Genomic DNA, 19,617 nt, shown 5'->3' on the forward strand with positions numbered 1-19,617 from the left:
CTCGCCAGCAGGGTGAAGCCCCGGTGGATCGGGACCTCTGGCGGTTACCACGGCCGGCATCCGTCCCGATTCCGGGCCGGGAAAGTCCTTTTTGCCGGCCCCGCGACGTGTCGCGTCAACTGCCTCACGATTTGGCCGAGGGCGTCTCGTAGATGTAAAGTCCTCGTAGGCGGATGTGGGGATTCGCCACGGGGGATTTTTTCAGGGGGAATGACAGATGTGGGGTTTTTCCCGCATGCGCTCGGGTGAGGCGTCGGCCGCACCGTCGGCAGCTCCGAGGGGCCGTCGCGCGCGACGGTTCACCGCCACCGTCGCCGTGGGCGGCGTCCTGGCCGGGCTGAGCGTCGCGGTGGCCATGCCGGCCGCGGCGGACGTGCCGGCCACGGTCAGCCCGGTCGTCGCGCGCACCAGCACGACGCCGTCGGCCGACGCGTTGCCGACGGTCCAGATGGACGGCGTCGCCTGGACCCAGGCCATCGCGGGCGACAAGGTCTGGGTCGGCGGCAAGTTCGCCAACGCCCGTCCCGCCGGCGCAGCGCCGGGGACGAACCTCACCACCCGCAACAACGCGCTGGTCTACGACATCAACACCGGCGTGCTCGACACCTCCATCGACCCCAACTTCAATGCGCAGGTCAAGAGCATCGTCGTCTCGCCGGACGGCTCGCGGGTCTACGTCGGCGGCCAGTTCACGTCGACGAACGGGATCAGCCGCTACCGGCTGGCGGCGTTCAACGCCCAGACCGGTGCGCTCATCACCTCCTTCGCGCCGAGCCTCGACTCGACCGTCAACGCCATCGCGGTCACCGACACCACCGTCTACGTCGGTGGCTTCTTCACCAAGGCGAACAACCAGCCGCGGGCCCACCTGGCCGCCTTCAGCACCTCCAACGGCGCGCTGACGACGTGGAACCCGGGCTCGGACGGCGACGTCAACGCCATGACGGCGACCCCGGACGGCCAGAAGATCGTCGTGGGCGGCAACTTCGCCACCCTCGGCGGGGCTCGCTTCCTCGGGATGGGGGCCGTTGACCCGGCCACCGGCGCCCCGGTGACGTGGAACGTCTCCAACCAGGTCCAGGACACCGCGCCGAACGCCGCGATCCTCACGCTGAGCTCCGATGCCGACGGCAACGTCTACGGCGGCGGGTACGTCTTCGGCTCCAGTGGCAACCTCGAGGGCGCCTTCTCGGCCAACCAGACCAATGGCGACGTCAACTGGATCGAGGACTGCCACGGCGACACCTACGGTGTGGCCGCCAACTCCAACGCTGTCTTCGTCGTCAGCCACGCGCACTACTGCGGCAACATCGGCGGGCACCCGCAGACCCAGCCGTGGACCTTCCACCGCTCGATGGCCTTCACCAAGAACGCCACCGGCACCGTCCAGCACGATCCGCTCGGCTACCACGACTGGTTCGGCAACCCCAGCCCGTCGATCATCAACTGGTGGCCGGATCTGGCGACCGGCACGGTCACCGGCAAGACTCAGGCCGCCTGGACGGTGACCGCCAACGACAAGTACGTCGTAGAGGGTGGCGAGTTCCCCAAGGTCAACAACGTGGGGCAGCAGGGTCTGGTCCGCTTCGCGGTCGGCTCGCCGTCGCCGAACAAGCGCGGTCCGCAGGTCAGCTCGTCGGCGTGGAACCTCTCCGCGGTCTCGCTGACCTCGAACTCCGTCCGCGTCGCCTTCCCATCGAACTGGGACCCGGACGACCTGTCGCTGAACTACAGCGTGTACCGCGACAGCGCCGGCGGGACGCCGGTGTACACGACGACGGGGAATTCGACGCCGTGGAGCCAGCCCAATCTCGGCTTCACCGACAGCGGGCTTACCCCCGGCCAGACCTACCGTTACAAGGTCTTCGCCCGTGACGGCGACGGCAACCAGGCCTCCAGCGACTGGGTCTCGGTCACCGTCAACGGTGGTGTCCTCGGCACCTACGCCAAGGACGTCCTCGCCGACGGTGCGAAGAACTACTGGCGCCTCGGCGAGACCACCGGCACCACCGCCTACGACTACGCCGGCTTCGACGACCTGTCGCTCACCAACGTGACGCAGGGTCGGCCCGGTGCGATCAGCGGCGACCAGGATCTCGCCGACGGCTTCACGGGCAGCAACTCCTACGGCGCGACGCAGGCGCTGCAGCCGGGCCCCAACCGCTTCACCATCGAGGCGTGGTTCAAGACCACGAGCACCTCCGGCGGCAAGATCGTCAGCTTTGGCGACCAGAAGACTGGCCTGAGCGGGAACTACGACCGCCACATCTACATGGACGCCAACGGCCGGGTGTGGTTCGGCGTCTACAACAACGCGACCTACACCGTGAACACGGCCAAGTCCTACAACGACGGCCAGTGGCACCAGGCCACCGGATCGCTCGGCCCGAACGGCGTGACGCTCTATGTCGACGGCGTCCGGGTCGGCAACAACCCGAACACCACCGTCGGCCAGAACTTCGCGGGGTACTGGCGGGTCGGCGGTGACTCGCCGTGGAGCGGCAACGCCTACTTCGCCGGCGACATCGACGACGTCGCCATCTACCCGCAGCCGCTGAGCTACGCCCAGGTGCGTCAGCACTACAGCGACGGCTCGGGTACCAACAGCGGCGGTACGTCGCCCACCGACACCTACGGCAAGGCGGTCTTCGCCGACACGCCCGACCTCTACTACCGCATGGACGACGCCGGTGGCCCGACGGCCACCGACGCCTCCGGTGCCCGCAACCCTGGCACGTACTACGGCAGGGAGTCCTTCGGCCAGGCCAGCGGCGTGACGGGCAGTTCCGGCACGGCGGTCGCCTTCGACGGCAACGAGGGCAGCCAGCTGGTGAGCAGTCAGCTCGTCAGCAACCCGACCGCCTACACCGAAGAGCTCTGGTTCAAGACGACCACCACTCGTGGCGGCAAGCTCATCGGCTTCGGTGACGGGCAGAGTGGGCGGAGCAACAACTACGACCGGCACGTGTACATGGAGCCCGACGGCCGGTTGACCTTCGGCACCTGGACCGGCCAGGCGAACACCACCACCACGCCGAAGTCCTACAACGACGGCGCATGGCACTACCTGGCGGCGTCGCAGGGCGCGGCCGGCATGCAGCTCTACCTCGACGGCGCCCTGGTGGGCTCCAACCCGCAGCGCTCCGCCCAGACCTACGACGGTTACTGGCGAGTGGGCGGCGACAACACCTGGAACGGCACGGGGTACTTCGCCGGCACCATTGACGAGGTCGCGGTGTACTCGCAGCAGCTCTCGGCCTCGCAGATCGCGGCGCACTACGGTGCCTCGCCGCTGGCGCCGAAGCCGCCGGTGGCGGCCTTCACCGCCACGACGAGCGATCTGACCGTCAACGTCGACGCGAGCAGCACGACCGGTTCGTCGCCGATCGCGGCCTACAGCTGGGATTTCGGCGACGGGTCCACCGCCACCGGAGCCACGGCGTCGCACACCTACGGCGCAGCCGGCTCGTACCCGATCACGCTCACGGTGACCGACGGCAACGGACTGACCAACACCGTCAGCCGCACCGTGGCGGTGCTGCCGCCGAACCAGAAGCCGACCGCCGCCTTCACGAGCACGGTGAACAACCTCGCCGTGAGCTTCGACGGCAGCGCCTCGGCCGACCCCGACGGCTCGATCGTCAGCTACGCCTGGGACTTCGGTGACGGCTCGAGTGACACGGTGGCGCAGCCGCAGCACGCCTACGCCGCCGCCGGTACCTACACCGTGAAGCTCACGGTCACCGATGACCGCGGGGCGACAGGCAGTGTCAGCCAGAGCGTCTCGGTCAGCCCGGCCAACCAGCTGCCCACCGCTTCGTTCACGGCGACACCGAGCAATCTGCGGGTCGACGTGGACGGCTCCGGCTCGAGCGATCCCGACGGGACGGTGGCGGCCTACGCCTGGGACTTCGGTGACGGTTCGAGCGCCACCGGGGCGACGGCCAGCCACACCTACACCACGGCCGGCACGTACACGGTGACCTTGACCGTGACCGACGACCGCGGCGGCAAGGGCACGACCACCCGGCAGGTGAGCGTGGTGGCACCGAACCAGCTGCCGAAGGCCACCTTCACCTCCGCCGCCGCGGGCAACGGTCTGGGCGTCGCGGTCAACGGCAACGGTTCCAGCGACCCCGACGGCACGATCGCCGGTTACGCCTGGGACTTCGGCGACGGCAGCACGGCCAGCGGGGCCACCGCCGCCCACACCTACTCGGCGGCGGGGACGTACACGATCACGCTCACCGTCACCGACGACCGCGGCGGGAAGGACACGGCGACCACGTCCTTCACGGCCGCCGACAACACCCCGGTGAGCGTCGCCAAGGACGCCTTCACCCGCAGCGTGACCAGCGGCTGGGGCAGCGCCGACACCGGTGGCGCCTGGACGGTCACCGGTGGTGCGAGCCGGTTCGCGGTGAACGGCACGGCGGCGACGTCGACCCTGCCGACGGCGGGGACGACCAACACCGCGCTGCTCAACGGGGTCTCGCAGGCGGACACCAACATGTCGGTCGACTTCTCCGTGGACAAGGCGGCGACCGGCGGCGGCTACCAGACCACGCTCATCGCGCACCGGGTCGGCACGTCGGACTACCGGGTCACCGCCCGGCTCACCTCGACCGGCACGGTGACGCTCGCTCTGAGCAAGGTGATCTCGGGCGTGTCGACGAGCTTCGGCGAGAAGACGGTCAGCGGGCTGACCTACTCGCCGGGTGACGTGCTGACGCTGCGGCTCGTCGTGGCGCAGTCCGGTTCGAGCACCTCCCTGGCCGGCACGGTGTGGAAGGCGGGGACGACCGAGCCCACGCCGCAGCGCACCGCCAGCGACGACACCGCGTCGCTGCAGGGACCCGGCGCAGTCGGGCTGTCGAACAACGTCGCCGGCTCGGCCACCAACGCCCCGGTGGTCGGACGCTTCGACAACTTCGTCGTCACCAACCGCTGACACGACGGGCCCCCGTCGGACCTCCCGGTCCGGCGGGGGCTCGTCGCTGCCACACTCTCGCCGTGTCGTCTCGCCACCCGCACCCCGCGCCGGTCGCCGTCGTCGTCGTGAACTACGGCTCGCATCGTTTGCTGGCGAGGAATCTCACGCTGGCACCGGATCCGCGCTGGCGCGTGTACGTCGTCGACAACGACTCCGGTCCCGCCGAGCGGGAGGCCGTGACGGCGCTGGCCGCCGAGCGCGGCTGGCGGCTGCTGGCCGGTGACGGCAACCCCGGTTTCGGCGAGGCGGTGAACCAGGCGGCGGCCGCGGCTCGCGACGAGGGCTGCGGGGCGCTGCTCATGCTCAACCCCGATGCCGTCATCACGGCGGAGACGCTGCTCGAGCTGGGCCGCCGGGTGACGGTGGACGACCGGCTGCTCACCGCACCGCGGCTGGTCGACTCCGCCGGTGGGGACTACTTCCGCGGCTCGTGGCTCTGGCTGCGCGACGGGCGCATCCGCAGCCGGCGTCCGGCCGACGCCCGCGACGCGGAGTGGGTCCCCTGGCTCACCGGCGCCTGCCTGGCCATGGACCTTGCGCGCTTCCTCCGCCTCGGTGGCTTCGGGTCGCGGTACTTCCTCTACTGGGAGGACGTGGACCTGAGCTACCGAGCGCTTCGCGACGGGGCGACGCTCCGGGTCAGCGAGGACCTCGTCGTCGTGCACGACGAGGGTGGGACGCAGCGGGAGTCGGTCGGGCCGGCGCGGGCCAAGTCCGCCACGTACTACCGCTACAACACCCGCAACCGACTGCTCTTCGCCTCGCGCCACGTGCACGGGGTCGCGCGACTGCGATGGCTCTGGACCACGCCGCGCGTCAGCTGGGAGATCCTCATGCGGGGCGGCCGGCGTCAGCTGCTGCACTCGCCGCAGCTGCTCTGGGCGGCGCTGCGCGGTAGCGCCGCCGGCGTGGCCGAGCTGGCCCGCAGTTCACGACGGCCGGGGCGGGACGCGTCGACCGCCGCGCGATGATCGCCACCGGGCACCGGAGCGGTCAGCGCCGGGCTCGCGCCTGCCGGTAGGCCTCGGCGTGCGCGGCACCGGACTCGTCCCAGCCGCGCCGTGACAGATCCGGCCCCGATTCGGTGTCACCGTCGGAGCGGGCGATGCCTGCCAGCGCGTCGGCGAGGTCCGCTGCGGTGAGCTCGCCGGCGAAACGCAGCACCCAGCGCTCGCCGACCTCGGCGGCCAGGGCGCGATTCACGTCGTTGTCCGGGACCAGCACGGGGCGGTCCAGCGAGAGGGCGGCGAGCACTGTCCCGGAGTTGTGCATCTGCGGGTAGGGGAGGACGACCAGCGCCGAGGAGGTGATCTCGGCGACGAGGTCGGCATCGGTGAGGTACTCCAGGCGCAGCGAGATCCGCGGATCGTCCCCGGCAATCTCCCGCAGCTGCGCGACGATCTCGTCGCTGCTCGGCCGGCCCGCGACACGCAGGGTGGGGACGGCCGTCGGACTGTCGCCGTCCGCCATGTCACGGAAGGCGCGCAGCAGTGTGTCCACGCCCTTGTACCGCCGCACCAGGCCGACGAAGACGAGGCGGCGCTCGTGGCGGGCCGAGCGGGGGTAGTCGGTGAACCAGTCCCGGTAGTGACCGTGAGGGACGGTGCGGCTCGGCCGTCCGGCCGGGACCGGGGTGGCGTCGTTGAGGGTGAGGAACAGCGAGGTCCAGCGCTGCGCCAGCCGCAGCAGACCCCGCTGCCGCCGGTTGAGGCCCGAGGGCAGCTCCACGTTGTGCAGCGTGCGGATCAGCGGCGTCCGGGTCAGCCGCAGTCGCAGCAGGATGGCGAGGAAGAGCAGCTGGCGGATGGCGGTGGTCGCGGGGCGCTTGCCGGTGACCAGGTTCTCCGGCCAGTGGGCGTGGAAGGCGTCGTAGCGTCCCGCCAGCGCCCGCCGGTAGGAGAACGGCATTGCCGTCACGCCCGGCTGGCGTCGCAGGCTGCGCAGCAGCAGCGTCACATAGGGGTTGCTGCGAGTGGTGGGCTCCGGAAAGGACTGCAGCACCACGATCGGTCGCCGCGCGTCGGCGTCCTCGCTGCTGCCCAACCGCTGGCCCTCCCGGTGCGAGCAGGCCGGCGGCGGGTGCTCGTCTCGGACACTGCGGCTCTGAGGATAACCGTTATCCTGAAGCCGCTCGGCCGGCAGCGCGCGGCAAGCCGGCGGCGGGCCGCGCGGGCAGGACAAGGAAGGCCGGTCATCGGTGGTCACGCAACAGCCCCTCCCTGCCCCCGACGGCAGCGGCGCCGATCCGGTGCTCGCCCCGCAGGCGCCTCCGGAGCAGCAGGCCCCGCGCCGGAGCCCGCTTCGTGACGTCTTCCGCAGCGGTGGGGCCAGGATCATGGTCGTGCCGGTGTCGGCGCTGCTCGGCATCGTCAACACCCGCATCGTCATCGAGCACTTCGGCCAGTCCGCCTACGCGCAGTACGGCCTGCTGATCGGCATCGTGGCGCTGCTGCCGTTCGCCGACCTTGGCGTCTCGGCCGCGGTCATGAACGCGGTTGCCGGCGCCGACGATCCGGCGACCGACTCCCACGTGCGGCGGGTGCTGACCACGACGTTCCGGGTGCTCGCCGGCTCCATGCTGGTGCTGAGCGCGGTGGCCGTCGTCCTGCTCTTCACCGGCGCCTGGCCGTCCGTGCTGGGGGAGGGGTTGCTGCCGGGCAGCGGCCCCGCGGTCGCCACCGTCTGCCTCGTGCTCATCGCGGTCGGAATCCCCTTCGGCTTCGGGCAGCGAGTCCTTGCCGGTGTGGGCCGCAACCACGTGACGGTGCTGATCCAGGGGCTGCAGACCCCGGTGGTGCTGGTGGTGCTGCTGCTGCTCGTCTCCGGTGGTTTCGGCTCCGGCTCGTGGATCGCGGTGGTCCCGTACGCGGCGACCCTGCTGCTCACCGTCTGGGTGTGCTGGCTTGCCGCACGCCGTATCGCCCCCGCTGTCCGGCGCAGTCTCCGGGATGCCGTCCGGCCGCAGCGGGTTCGCGGTGCCGGGGTCTTCGCGCTGGCGTGGCCGATGCTGATCCAGATGATCGCGCTGCCGATCGCCATGCAGACGGACCGGATCGTGCTCAGCCACGTCGGCACGGTCGGGGAGCTGGCGCAGTACAACCTCGCGGCGCAGATGTTCTTCCCGGTGTGGGGCGTGGTCAACGCGGCCGGCGTGGCCCTCTGGCCCATCTTTGCGCGCGCCCGCGCTAAAGGCGAGGACGCCGAGGCGTCACCCACCCGGCTGGCGCTGGGCTTCGGGGCGACGGCGGGCGGTGTCTGCGTGCTGATCGCGTTGGCGTCGCCGTTGCTCGCCGAGCTCGCCTCCGGCGGGAAGGTCCGGCTGCCGCTGCTGCTCGTCATCGCCTTCGTGGCGCTCATGATCGTGCAGGCGGCGAAGTACCCGCTGGGGATGTACATGACCGACGCCCGGGGCCTGCGCCACCAGGCCTGGTGGATCCTGCTGCTGCTGCCCCTCAACGTGGGCCTGTCGATCCCGCTCGCGATCCGTTACGGGCCGGCCGGGCCGGTGATCGGATCGGTGGTGAGCGTCCTCATCTGCCAGGTCGCCGCCAACTGGGCCTACGTGAAGCGCGATCTCGCCCGCCGCACCGGCTAGCTCTGGTAGTCCGGGAAGCTCAGCCGGTCGACATCAGCCACTGGTCGGCGGCCCAGCGACCGTCGGTCGCCGGCAGGTCGGCCAGGATCCGGGCTGCCGGGCGTTCGTCGGTGGCCGCGGCGAGGATGGCGGCCGCGACCGACGCCGTCGCCGCGGTCCCGGCGACGACATGGTGGCCGTGCTCGACCAGCCAGCCGGCGAGTCCGGTCTCGTCGGTGGCCACGACCTCGCAGCCGTGGGAGAGGGCCTCGACGATGGGCAGCCCCACCTGCTCGCGCCAGTACCCGATGCGCTGCGAGAGCAGCACCACGACGTGCGCGGCGCGGTAGGCACGGTGGATCTCCGGTCGCGGTGGATCGAGGGTGAGCCCGACATCGGCGCGACCCGCGGCGAAGGCCTCGACCTCGGCCCGCAGCGGGCCCTGCCCGATGAGCTCCAAGCGCAGCTCCGGATCGGTGGCGTGGACGACGTCCCAGGCCGCCAGCAGCTGCCGGATGCCCTTGCGCTCGTCGAAGGAGCCGACGAAGAGGACGACGGCCGGGTCCCGCTCCACGTCGCTCGGGCAGGCGCAGGCCGCGCCGACGGCCGGGAAGACCTCCGCCCTGGCCGCCAGCGATCGCTCCGGGACGTAGCGGGCCAGCATCTCCCGGGTCGCCTCGGTACCGAAGGCGAGGCGGTCGTAGCCCGCGACGAGGGTGCGCAGCATCAGCCGCGTCCACACGCGCAGGACGCGGCCCGGCAGCGGCAACCGGCGGCGGGAGAGCAGCTTGGCCACCGGATCGGTGAGGCTGATGCAGTAGGCGCCGATCGTCACGGGGCGTCGGCGCAGTCGAGCGCCGACGCGCGTGGCGACGAGCTGCAGTGCCAGGTCGAGCCAGCGATAGGTCATCAGCGGCTCGTTCAGCTCGACCACGTCGTACCGGGTTCGCAACAGGTGCCAGCAGGTCCGCCAGCGCCCCAGCGGGCGGAGGTCCAGCCCGGTCGCCAGGGCCGGGTCGAAGTCGTAGCGACGGTCGGCGAAGACCACGGTCGCCGGTGCCATCGTGCGGAAGCGTTCCAGGTGAGCGCTACGAATCGCGTCGTAGACCCGCACGCGCGCGGCCGGCATGGCGGAATCCTAGCGGCGGCAGCAGGTGGGTCGCCGATGAGTGCAAGACGTCCCGTGACATCGGGACCTAACACGGACTTGACGGGGACCTAGGTCCCGTGGCAACGTCGTCAGCGGTCGGGGGGCCGCCACCGCGATCTGGGGAATCGTCCGAGATTTCCGAGGACCGACATGGCCACCACCGCTGTCTCTCCGCAGTCCGAGACGGTTCGCTCCCGCCTCACCCTCGGTGCCGTCGCCGCCATCGTGCTGTCCCTCGTGGCGTCCATGCTGACGCTCCTCACGCTGGTGGCCGCCGACCCGGCCGACGCGGCCGCCGCCGGCCGCATGATCGTCTCGGACTCCTTCGACCGCAACGTGCGCTCCGGCCTCGGCACCGCCGAGCGCGGAGGCGCCTACGTCGTCAGCTACCGCGGCGCCAACCCCTACCGGGTCAGCCGGGACGCCCGCGCCTCGGTGACGGTGCGGCAGAGTCGATCCGTCGCCACGCTGCCGTCGGTCCGGGCCCGCGACGTCCAGGTCGACGCCGGTCTGGCGATCGCCCAGCGACCCAAGGGCCGCTGGGGCATCTCCAACAGCGTGATCGCCCGCGGGCAGGCCGACGGCGCCGGTTACCGCGCCGTCCTGGGCATCGACCGGAACGGTCGCCTCAACCTCGCCCTGCGCCGCTCCGCCGGCGGCAAGTCGGTCACCCTGGCGCGACGGGACATCCCCGGCCGCTTCATCGTCGGCCGCTCCATGCGGATCTCGCTGTCGGTGATCGGCGCGAACCCGGTCCGTGTCGCAGCGCGGGCCTGGCCGTCGATGTCCAAGACGCCCGGCTGGCAGATCAAGGCCAGCGACGCGAGCTCCCGTCGCATCGCCTCGGCGGGCAAGGTCGCGGTCGCGCAGCAGCTCTGGCGTGGCTCCGCCGGCACCATCGCTCGGCTCATCGGACTCTGGACGCGCACCATCGACCGCGCCCCGGCGTCGGTCCGCCCGCCCCGCAAGCCGGTCCCGGGCAAGCCGACCCCCAAGCCCTCTCCCACCAAGCCGGTCCCGACTCCCACGCCGACCGCTCCCGCGCCGACGCCCACCCCGACTCCGACGCCTACCCCGGAGCCCACCACGCCGGCCCCGACCACCCCGACCCCGACGCCGGAGCCGACCACGCCAGCTCCCACCCCCACGGTCGAGCCCACGCCGACGCCCGAGCCGACGACGTCGGCACCGACCCCGGAGCCGACGACGCCGGCACCGAGCCCGACGCCCACCTCGCCGGAGGTCACCACCCCGGCGCCGACCCCGACGCCGACGCCGACCCCGACCCCGACGCCCACGCCGACCCCCACGCCGACCCCCACGCCGACCCCCACGCCGACCCCTACGCCCACTCCGACGCCGACCCCCACGCCCACTCCGACCCCGACGCCGACCCCCACGCCGACCACTTCGGCGCCCAGCCCGACACCGTCGGCGCCCGCCGACCAGGCGGCGGGTTCGCTGCCGGTCGGATCGGCGAGCTACCCGGTGCCCGCCTCGGCCATCTACGTCTCGTCCAGCTCCGGCAACGACGCCAACCCCGGCACTCTCTCGGCGCCGAAGCGGACCGTCGCGGCGGCGCTCAAGAGCGCGACGAGCGCCCAGACGATCGTCCTGCGCGCCGGCACGTACCACGAGTCGTTGAGCGCGGGTGCGGCCGCCAACGGCGTGACCCTCCAGAACTACCCCGGTGAGGCCGCCTGGTTCGACGGCTCCAGCCAGGTCACGAACTGGGTGCAGGACGGCTCGACCTGGGTCGCGAACGGGTGGAACGCCCAGTTCGACCACTCTGCGAGCTTCACCACGGGATCCGACAAGGGCAACTTCGTCAACCCCGCCTACCCCATGGCGGCGTGGCCCGACATGGTCTTCGTCGACGGCGCGCAGCTGCGGCAGGTCGGCTCGGCCGCCGAAGTCACCGCCGGGACGTTCTTCGTCGACTACAACGCCCGGACGCTGCGTATCGGCACCGACCCGACAGGCCACGAGGTCCGCGGCAGCGACCTCGCCACCGCCTTCACGGTGGGCGCCACCAACTTCACCATCCGCGGCATCGGCTTCCGGCGGTACGCCAACGCGCTCCCCAAGGGTGGGGCCATCTACTTCGCCCGCGCCGGCGACAAGCTCGAGAACGTCGTCGTCAGCGACATGGCCACCCAGGGGGTGTCGCTCTACAAGGCGAACGTCTTCATCAACCACGTCACCGTCGACAGCGCCGGCATGCTCGGCATCACCGGCTACCTCGCCGACGGCGCGGTCGTGCAGAACTCGCTGGTGACCAACAGCAACACCGAGCGCTTCAACAAGGAACCGTCCGCGGCCGGGATGAAGATCGTCCAGTCCAAGAACGTGGTCGTTCGCAACAACACCGTCCGCGACTCCAACAACGCTCACGGCATCTGGTTCGACATCTCCAGCAAGTACCTGACCATCGTCGGCAACACGGTGCTCAACAGTGGCAACGCGCCCAGCATCGAGATCGAGCTCTCCGCCTTCGCCGTGGTCGCCGACAACATCGTCCGAGGCGGGACGCACGGCGTCTACATCTTCGACAGCAACGACGTGAAGGTCTTCAACAACTCGTTGAGTGGCAACAGCACCGGCTCGGTCTTCATGCTGCAGGACGGCCGGCGCGCCGCGAGCTCGGGTTACACCGATCCCGAGTGCCCGTGGGTCATCAGCAACATCATGGTCTACAACAACGACTTCGGCTGGAACGGCGGTCCCTACGGCCTGCAGGTCTACGCCCTCGACGGGACGACCGGCATCCCGGCCGATGACATGAACATCACGATCATGGGCAACCGTTTCCACTTCCGCGGCTCGGCGTCCTCGGACTCGATGGTCGGCTGGGGTGGCACCGACGGCAAGATCAAGCGGTACGAGACGCCGGCAGCCCTGAACGCCGCGCTCGGCAAGGACTGGAGCAACACGCAGGTCACCGCCGGGACGACCTTCTCGGCCTCCACGGGAGGGTCAGGCGAGCCACTGCCCGCCGACGTCGCCGCCGCGGTGGGACAGCCGACCGGCACCCGCTGGGTGGGAGCCTTCCCGCGCTGAGCTCACCGGACGAACTCGACCACCCGGTCCACCGAGCCCGACCACGACCGGGTGGCGTGAAAGCCGGCCCGCCGCAGCACCGCGTCATCCGAGCGCGCTGCTGCGGCGGGATAGTCGAGGCGTCGCAGCACCCAGACCGCGTCCACCTGGCGCAGCCGGGACTGCGACGCAGAGAGCAGCCGGGAGGTGCCCGTCAGCGAGTCGTCCTGCTTGCCGCTGCGCAGCAGGGTGATGTCGACGAGGCCGTCGAAGGCCTTCGGGTAGGCGGTGGCGATGTAGCGGCTGGTGCTGCCGACGGTGGAGACGCCGGCGGCGGGCGCGAACCGGGGTGCGAAGTAGACACCCTGGCCGGCTCGCTTGTGCCCGGCCACGTAGGCGGCCGCCGCCGCCCAGTCCGAGCCCTTGCCGGTGGCGGTGCGCTGCGAGGCGTACACCGGGAAGGCGAGCACGACGATGCCGGCCAGGGCCGCCGCACGCAGCCAGGCCCGGCCGAGCTGGTCGATGCCGATGCCGACGCCGATCGCGACGGCGAAGGCGGTGAAGCAGAAGTAGCGGGCGCTGTACATGGGGCTGACCGCCAGCGAGTAGCCGGCGACCGCGACCGTCGGCAGGATCAGAGCCGGCAGCAGCACCGGCAGCGGGTCCGTGACGTCCCGGCGCCGCTCCCGCCACTGGTGCACCGCCGCGACGAGGACGAGCAGCCAGGCGAGCAGCGCGAGCAGCGGACCGGCGACGCGCCACAGGTCACCGGGGCCGTCGACCGACAGCGAACCGCCGGGCTGGCCACTGGGGTTCGGGGTGTTGCCGAGGAACCACTGGTTGATGACGACCGAGCGGACGGTCTGCCCGAGGCCGAGCCGGGTCTCGCCGAGCTGACCCCGCTGGCCGAGGGCGGCGAGGACGATCGGCGACGAGAGCACCGCCGAGCCCACGGCGGCGACGAGCCAGCCTCGGAGCTCGTGGCCGCGTCGTCGTCCGACGAGGAGGGTAACGCCATGGCAGACCACGAGCAGCGCGACGTAGACGTTCACGGCGACGCCCAGCGCGCTGAGCAGGCCGTAGCCGACCCAGCGGCGCCGGCCCGCCGGCTCCGCACGGCAGGCGTCGACGAAGAGCACGGTCGACCAGACGCCGAGTGCCGCGGTGTAGGCGAACGGCCGTGCCTCGATGCCCATCCAGGTGACGCGCGGCAGGACGAGGAAGACCACCGCGGCGAACCATGCCGCGCGGCGACTCGTCAGCCGGGTGGCCAGGACGAAGACGCCGGCGGTGGCCACCCCGGAGGCGACCGCGCTGGGCAGTCGGGCCGCGAACTCCGAGCGTCCGGCGATCGCCGTCCACGCCTCGAGCGTCGCGTAGTAGATGCCGTGGACGGCGTCGATGTGGTGCAGCAGCCGCCACAGCCCGTCCGGCCCGCGGGAGACGGCCGACAACGAGTCGGTCTCGTCCTTCCAGAAGGAGACGTGCCACGAGCCGAGCAGGCAGACGAGGGTCGAGAGCAGGCCGAGCCCGAGGGCCGGGCCGCGTGGTGCGGGGTGGGCCGGAGATTGCGGCGAGGGCTGCGAGCGCGTCTCGCCCGCCGGGTGCGCGGTGCCTGTCATGCTCGTCCCCTCGTCGTCGCCAGCGGCCGACGCGACCCCCGCGAGTTGGCCGTCAGTGTTGCCTACGCAGCACCGCTTCGCTACCACGTCACCTACGGTCCTGTGCGACACTTCACTGTCAGGTCCGTAGCCGGTGTCACCCCGAGCGGAAGCGGTCGCCAAAGGCAAGGAGTCCCCTCGACGTGCAGCTGACGACCTACCTACGCGCACTGCGCAAGAGCTGGTGGATCATTCTGCTGCTGGCGGTGCTCGGTTCGGGTGCCGGTGTGCTCCGCAACGTCGAGGCCACGCCCGTCTACGCGACCACGATCACCTTCTACGTCAGCACGCCGGGCAACAACAGCTCGCAGAGCCAGTTCGCCGATCAGCAATTCGCGGAGGCGCGCGCAAACTCGTATCCCCAGGTGCTGTCGAGCGACCGTCTCGCGCGCCTGGTGATCGCCCGGGCCGGCCTCGACCTCTCCCCGCAGGATCTCACCGGACGTATCAGCGGCTCGGTGGCGCTGAACACCATCACCGTCACCGCCACGGTCCAGGACACCTCCAAGCCACGGGCGCTGCGCATCGCGAAGGCCGTCGCCGTCGAGTTCCCGGCTCTGGTGGACACGCTCGACAATCGCGGCCAGAGCCCGCGGACCGTCGTCATCGACGTGCTCTCAGGGCCGGACGCGCCGGGCCAGATCTCGCCGCGGGTGTCGCTGAACATCGGCCTGGGCTTCGTCGCCGGCCTGGTGCTCGGGATCATCATCGCCGCCCTGCGCGAGCTCTTCGACACCAACGTCCGCACCGTCTCCGACGCCGAAGCCATCATCGGCAAGCCCATCCTCGGCACCATCCCCTTCGACCCGAGCACGTCGGACTCCCCGCTCATCATCGGCGCACAGTCGGCGACGTCCCGAGCCGAGGCGATGCGGCAGATCCGGACCAATCTGCAGTTCGTCGATGTCGACATGCCACCGCGGGTCATCGTCGTCACCTCCTCGACGGCCGTCGAGGGCAAATCCACCACCGCGACGAACCTGGCCCTGGCCTTCGCCGAGACCGACACCCGCGTCGTCCTCGTCGAGGGCGACCTGCGACGACCCAAGGTCACCGACTACACCGGCATCGGTCAGACGGTCGGGCTCAGCAACGTGCTCGCCGGCCAGGTCGAGCTCGACGACGTCCTGCAGCCGTTCGGGGAGAGCCTCGAGGTGCTCCCCAGCGGGCCCACCCCGCCCAACGCCGCCGCCATGGTGGGGAGCGCGCGGATGGCAGCCCTCGTCGCCGAGCTGCGGAGCCGGTTCGACATCGTCGTCATCGACACGCCGCCGATGCTGCCGGTCACCGACGCCGCCCTGCTCGCTCGACTCTCCGACGCGGTGCTCATCGTCGTCCGGCACGGCAAGGTGAGCCGGGTCCAGCTCACGACCACCTGCCGGAGCCTGGAGGCGGTCAATGCGCCCATCGTCGGGTTCGCGCTCAACATGATCCCCAAGCGTCAGGCCCGCCAGTACGGCGGCAGCTACGACGAGTACTACCGCGACGACACCGCGGGCCTCGTCACCGACGACGAGGCGGTGCCGGCGACGGCCGCCGTCTCGGAGCCGGAGTGGTCGCCGTCGGCCACGGAGCCGGACGCGGCGGGAGCGGTGGCGGTCCGGGAACGGCGCAGTCGCGGACGGCGCGGGCCCGAACGCCAGCCCGGCGGGGGGCGCCACGCCGCCACCGAGGACGAGCCCGCCGCCGAGGACGACGCCGTACCGGCCGTCGCCTCGGGCCCGATCGCGGACGACCCGACCGGCGTTCCCGCGGTGGACGACGAGCCCGAGGTGCTCGACGGCGCTGCCGGTGTCGACGGCCTCGCCGGGACCGCTACGCAGTCGGGACGGGTGCGGCGCAAGCGGGTCCGCCGGGTGCCCGGCGACGGCCCCGGGATGCACGCCGCCGCCGACGAGATCGGCGCTGGCGATGACGTCACGCCGACCACCGCGGACTCCCCGGCCGAGGATTCGGCCGCCGATTCTGCCGACGGTGCGCTCCCGGTCGTCGAGTCCGAGGATGCTGCGGAACCGGAGTTGCAGGTTGTGACGGAGCCCGATGCGGTCGCGCACCCCGACGGAGCCAGCGAGGTGGGTGAGGCCGAGGCCGTCGGCGCGACCGACGATTCGACAGCGGCAGCCGAGCCGACCGCCCCTTCCGAGGATTCCGCGCTGCCCGCCCTCGACGCGGGCGAGGAGACGTCCGGCGAGGCCGTCGCCGACGCCTCCGTCAACGCCTCCGCCGAGGAGACGTCGACGGCGTCGTCCAGCCGGGGCGGGAGCTACTCCAAGCCGCCGCCGGGGGCCCGGCGGCAGCAGGCTAGTAGACGCTCGAAGAGCGGGTCCGGTCGACGACGCTGATGCGGCGAGACATGGCGGCGAGGGCCTCGTCGATCACCTCGGAGCAGCGGCGGTACTCGCTGGCCGGCGCCCCGATGGGGTCGCCGATGTCGTCGAGCGACCGCGCCCGGGGCTGCACGCCGAGCCGTCCGCGGGCGGCCATCACGACCAGTTCACTCGGGTGACGGGCACCGTCGTCGTCGCCCATCACCTGCAGCAGGCGGGCGAACTGCAGCAGGGCAAAGGTCCGCTTGGAGGCTCGCGGGTTCTGGCGGAGCACGTCCGCGACATGGTGGTGGGTCGCTGTCAGCACCAGGTCGGCGTCGTCCACCAGGTCGGCGGTGACCCGTCGCGAACGCCAGGTGGGCTCGACGCTGATGCCGTGGGAGGCGAGCGTCTCGACCGCGAGCGGCTGCGGCACGGTGCCGGGGACGGCGCGGGTGCCGGCCGACGAGACCTCCCACGCCACGCCGGCGGTCTCGAGACGTTGCCGCAGCAGATGCTCGGCCATGACCGACCGGCACTGATTTGCCGTACACACGAAGAGAATCGACGCCACTGTTACCTCTGCCCCCGTAGCCTTGCGCCTGCTCATTTTACGGCCGGTTCCGGCCGTGGCTGACCCCGCACAGCGACTCCATGGCGGGAGTGTCACCGCCGCGGTCCTGACGTATCGCCGGCCGGACGACATCGCCGCGCTGGTGCCGCTGCTCCTGGACGAAGCGGCCTCGATCCTGGCCCGCGGCGGAGATGCCGAGGTTCTCGTCGTCGACAACGATCCGGCCGCGTCGGCCCGCGATGTCGTCGCCGCGGCCGTGGCGCGGTGGCGGCAGCAGCACGGGCCAGCGGTCACGCTGCGCTACGTCGTCGAGGCGCGGCCGGGCATCGCCGCGGCGCGCAACCGGGTGCTCGACGAGGGCCAGGACCGCGATCGCATCGCCTTCCTCGACGACGACGAGCGGCCTCGTCCGGGGTGGCTCGCCGCTCTCGTCGACGCCGCCGACACCTTCGCCGCCGACGCCGTCGCCGGTCGCACCATCACGGTCTTCCCCGAAGGCACCGACAGCTGGATCGTCGACGGTGGCTTCCTCGATCGGCGGCACCGCGACGGGCTGGCCACGGGCGATCCCATCGACACCGCCGCCACCAACAACGTCCTGCTCGACATGACCACCGTCCGCCGGCTCGGGCTCCGCTTCGACGAGCGCTTCGCCGAGAGTGGCGGGGAGGACACGCTCTTCACCCAGAGCCTCGCGGCCGGCGGCGCGCGCCTGGTGTGGTGCGACGAGGCCGTCGTCGACGACCACCCCGCCCGCGACCGGATGACCCGTCGGTGGATGCTGCGACGCGTCTTCAGCCACGGTGTCACCGACGTCCGGGTGGCGCTCGCGCTCGATCCCGGCCGCGCGGAGCGGGTGGCCATCCGGGGCCGGGCGCTGCTCGGCGGGCTCGCGCGCCTGGTGACCGGGCTCGTCCTGCTCCTCGCCGGCTTGATCCGGCGCGACGTGCGGCGGCAGGCGCACGGCGCTCAGCGCGTCGCCCGCGGCACCGGCATGGTCTCCGGCGTTGCGGGACATGTCCACCGCGAGTACCGCCGCTGAAGGCCGAGCAGCGCCGGCCCCGGCAGGTCAGCGCCCGGCGGCCTCGGCGTACCAGGCGGCGACGAGGTCCGGGAGCCGGGTGGCGAGCCAGCGGGTGCTGGGCCGGCCGCCGTCGGCGGGGACGCGGGACAGCGCGTCGGCGAGGTCGGCGACGGCCTCGCGTCCGGGCGCCACGACGATCCCGTTCTCGGCGGCGAGCAGCGGCGGACCGCCGAGGTCCAGGCAGACCACGGGGCAGCCGGCTGCGCTGGCCTCGGCCACCGCCCAGCCCGCGGAGTCGTGCAGCGAGGGGAAGAGCAGCGCGTCGGCGTCCCGATAGGCGGCGAGGATCTCCTCGCGCGGCCGCTGCCCCATGAGGCGGACCCGGTCACCCAGTCCCCGCTCGGCGACGAGAGCCTCGACGGCGGCGCGCTCGGGACCCGAGCCGTAGATGTCCAGGGACCACTGCGCCGCAGCCGGACGGGCCAGCACCTCGACCGCGATGCGAGGTCCCTTCCAGCCGATGAGACGGCCGACGAAGACGGCGCGGCGGGGCAGACGGCCAGCCGTCGCGGACCTCGGCTCCGCCTCCGCCAGCGCGGCATTGGCCTCGACGACGACGCGTCGCGCACCGGCGAAGCGCCGCGCGACGTCGGCGTTCTGCGCCACCACGAGGGCGGCACGCCGCGCGACGGGGTCGGCGCAGACACGGCGCACCAGGCGGGTGGCGACGCCGCGCAGGACTTCCTTGAGCAGGTCGCGGCGATCGAACCACGACGACATCGACCAGGGCAGGTACGTGGTCCCGCCGACCGGGCCCCAGACCAGCGGGACCTCACCGGCCAGCCCGCGCAGGCCGCTGGGAAGCCAGTCGGAGGCGAAGGTGACGTGATGGAGCACGTCGAAGGGCTCGGCACGGTGCTGTTCACGCGCCCAGCGGCCCAGCTCGCGCTGCCAGAGCGCGTAGTACCAGTAGACGTCGCGTGGCCGCTTCTTCCATCGCTGCAACCGCGGCGACAGCTCGAGGTAGTGGACGCGCAGGTGCCGCGCCAGCGCGGGATCGGCGGCCAGGGCCGCCTCGACCGCCGGACGGAACCGCTGCCGGGTGACCAGCCGGACGTCGTGGTCGCGCGCGGCGGCGCTGGCGAAGGCCCACCCCGCATTGGCCTCGGACTCGTCGCCCGGGCCGCAGGCGTAGGCGCTGACCAGCACGCGCAGCCGGCGCCCGCCCGTCTTCTCCACCGCTGGGTCCCTTCGGCTGCGGCCGCGGGTCTGCGGCGGTGACCGAAGGGTACTGAA

11 protein-coding genes are annotated in these 19,617 nt (G+C 71.9%); 6 read left to right on the forward strand and 5 right to left on the reverse strand.

Annotation, left to right across the window (positions count from 1 at the left end; all coding sequences use genetic code 11):
* Nucleotides 1-235 precede the first annotated feature (235 nt).
* Nucleotides 236-4,951 carry a PKD domain-containing protein gene (locus AC0NZQ_RS11245; protein WP_474529917.1) on the forward strand — a complete coding sequence of 1,572 codons (4,716 nt, stop codon included), beginning with the start codon at nucleotides 236-238 and terminating at the stop codon, nucleotides 4,949-4,951.
* A 62-nt stretch (nucleotides 4,952-5,013) separates the two neighbouring features.
* Complete coding sequence (locus AC0NZQ_RS11250; protein ID WP_474529918.1) at nucleotides 5,014-5,964, forward strand: glycosyltransferase family 2 protein; 951 nt, start codon at nucleotides 5,014-5,016, stop codon at nucleotides 5,962-5,964.
* 22 nt (nucleotides 5,965-5,986) lie between these two features.
* Here the strand turns inward: AC0NZQ_RS11250 and AC0NZQ_RS11255 are convergent, their stop codons facing one another.
* Complete coding sequence (locus AC0NZQ_RS11255; protein ID WP_474529919.1) at nucleotides 5,987-7,036, reverse strand: glycosyltransferase; 1,050 nt, start codon at nucleotides 7,034-7,036, stop codon at nucleotides 5,987-5,989.
* Nucleotides 7,037-7,190: 154 nt separating this feature from the next.
* On the opposite strand from AC0NZQ_RS11255, the gene AC0NZQ_RS11260 reads away from it, so the two are divergent.
* Nucleotides 7,191-8,588 carry a lipopolysaccharide biosynthesis protein gene (locus tag AC0NZQ_RS11260; protein ID WP_474529920.1) on the forward strand — a complete coding sequence of 466 codons (1,398 nt, stop codon included), beginning with the start codon at nucleotides 7,191-7,193 and terminating at the stop codon, nucleotides 8,586-8,588.
* 19 nt (nucleotides 8,589-8,607) lie between these two features.
* On the opposite strand, the gene AC0NZQ_RS11265 is transcribed toward AC0NZQ_RS11260, so the two are convergent.
* The gene (locus AC0NZQ_RS11265) at nucleotides 8,608-9,696 is read right to left on the reverse strand and encodes a glycosyltransferase (protein WP_474529921.1); all 1,089 of its coding nucleotides are present in this window, start codon (nucleotides 9,694-9,696) and stop codon (nucleotides 8,608-8,610) included.
* 171 nt (nucleotides 9,697-9,867) lie between these two features.
* On the opposite strand from AC0NZQ_RS11265, the gene AC0NZQ_RS11270 reads away from it, so the two are divergent.
* Nucleotides 9,868-12,777 carry a right-handed parallel beta-helix repeat-containing protein gene (locus AC0NZQ_RS11270; protein WP_474529922.1) on the forward strand — a complete coding sequence of 970 codons (2,910 nt, stop codon included), beginning with the start codon at nucleotides 9,868-9,870 and terminating at the stop codon, nucleotides 12,775-12,777.
* Between the two features lie 2 nt (nucleotides 12,778-12,779).
* On the opposite strand, the gene AC0NZQ_RS11275 is transcribed toward AC0NZQ_RS11270, so the two are convergent.
* Nucleotides 12,780-14,378: a glycosyltransferase family 39 protein gene (locus AC0NZQ_RS11275; protein WP_474529923.1), complete on the reverse strand. Its 1,599-nt coding sequence runs from the start codon at nucleotides 14,376-14,378 to the stop codon at nucleotides 12,780-12,782.
* Nucleotides 14,379-14,560: 182 nt separating this feature from the next.
* On the opposite strand from AC0NZQ_RS11275, the gene AC0NZQ_RS11280 reads away from it, so the two are divergent.
* The gene (locus AC0NZQ_RS11280) at nucleotides 14,561-16,759 is read left to right on the forward strand and encodes a polysaccharide biosynthesis tyrosine autokinase (protein ID WP_474529924.1); all 2,199 of its coding nucleotides are present in this window, start codon (nucleotides 14,561-14,563) and stop codon (nucleotides 16,757-16,759) included.
* Here the strand turns inward: AC0NZQ_RS11280 and AC0NZQ_RS11285 are convergent.
* Nucleotides 16,719-17,429, reverse strand: coding sequence for an arsenate reductase/protein-tyrosine-phosphatase family protein (locus tag AC0NZQ_RS11285; RefSeq protein WP_474529925.1), 711 nt, complete (start codon nucleotides 17,427-17,429; stop codon nucleotides 16,719-16,721). The genes AC0NZQ_RS11280 and AC0NZQ_RS11285 overlap by 41 nt on opposite strands.
* Here AC0NZQ_RS11285 and AC0NZQ_RS11290 point away from each other — a divergent pair.
* Nucleotides 17,353-18,339 carry a glycosyltransferase family 2 protein gene (locus tag AC0NZQ_RS11290; protein ID WP_474529926.1) on the forward strand — a complete coding sequence of 329 codons (987 nt, stop codon included), beginning with the start codon at nucleotides 17,353-17,355 and terminating at the stop codon, nucleotides 18,337-18,339. The two genes, AC0NZQ_RS11285 and AC0NZQ_RS11290, sit on opposite strands and share 77 nt — an antisense overlap.
* Before the next feature lie 27 nt (nucleotides 18,340-18,366).
* Here the strand turns inward: AC0NZQ_RS11290 and AC0NZQ_RS11295 are convergent, their stop codons facing one another.
* Nucleotides 18,367-19,560: a glycosyltransferase gene (locus tag AC0NZQ_RS11295; RefSeq protein WP_474529927.1), complete on the reverse strand. Its 1,194-nt coding sequence runs from the start codon at nucleotides 19,558-19,560 to the stop codon at nucleotides 18,367-18,369.
* Nucleotides 19,561-19,617: the final 57 nt, after the last annotated feature.

It is taken from the genome of Jatrophihabitans sp. sgz311053, from assembly GCF_056135305.1.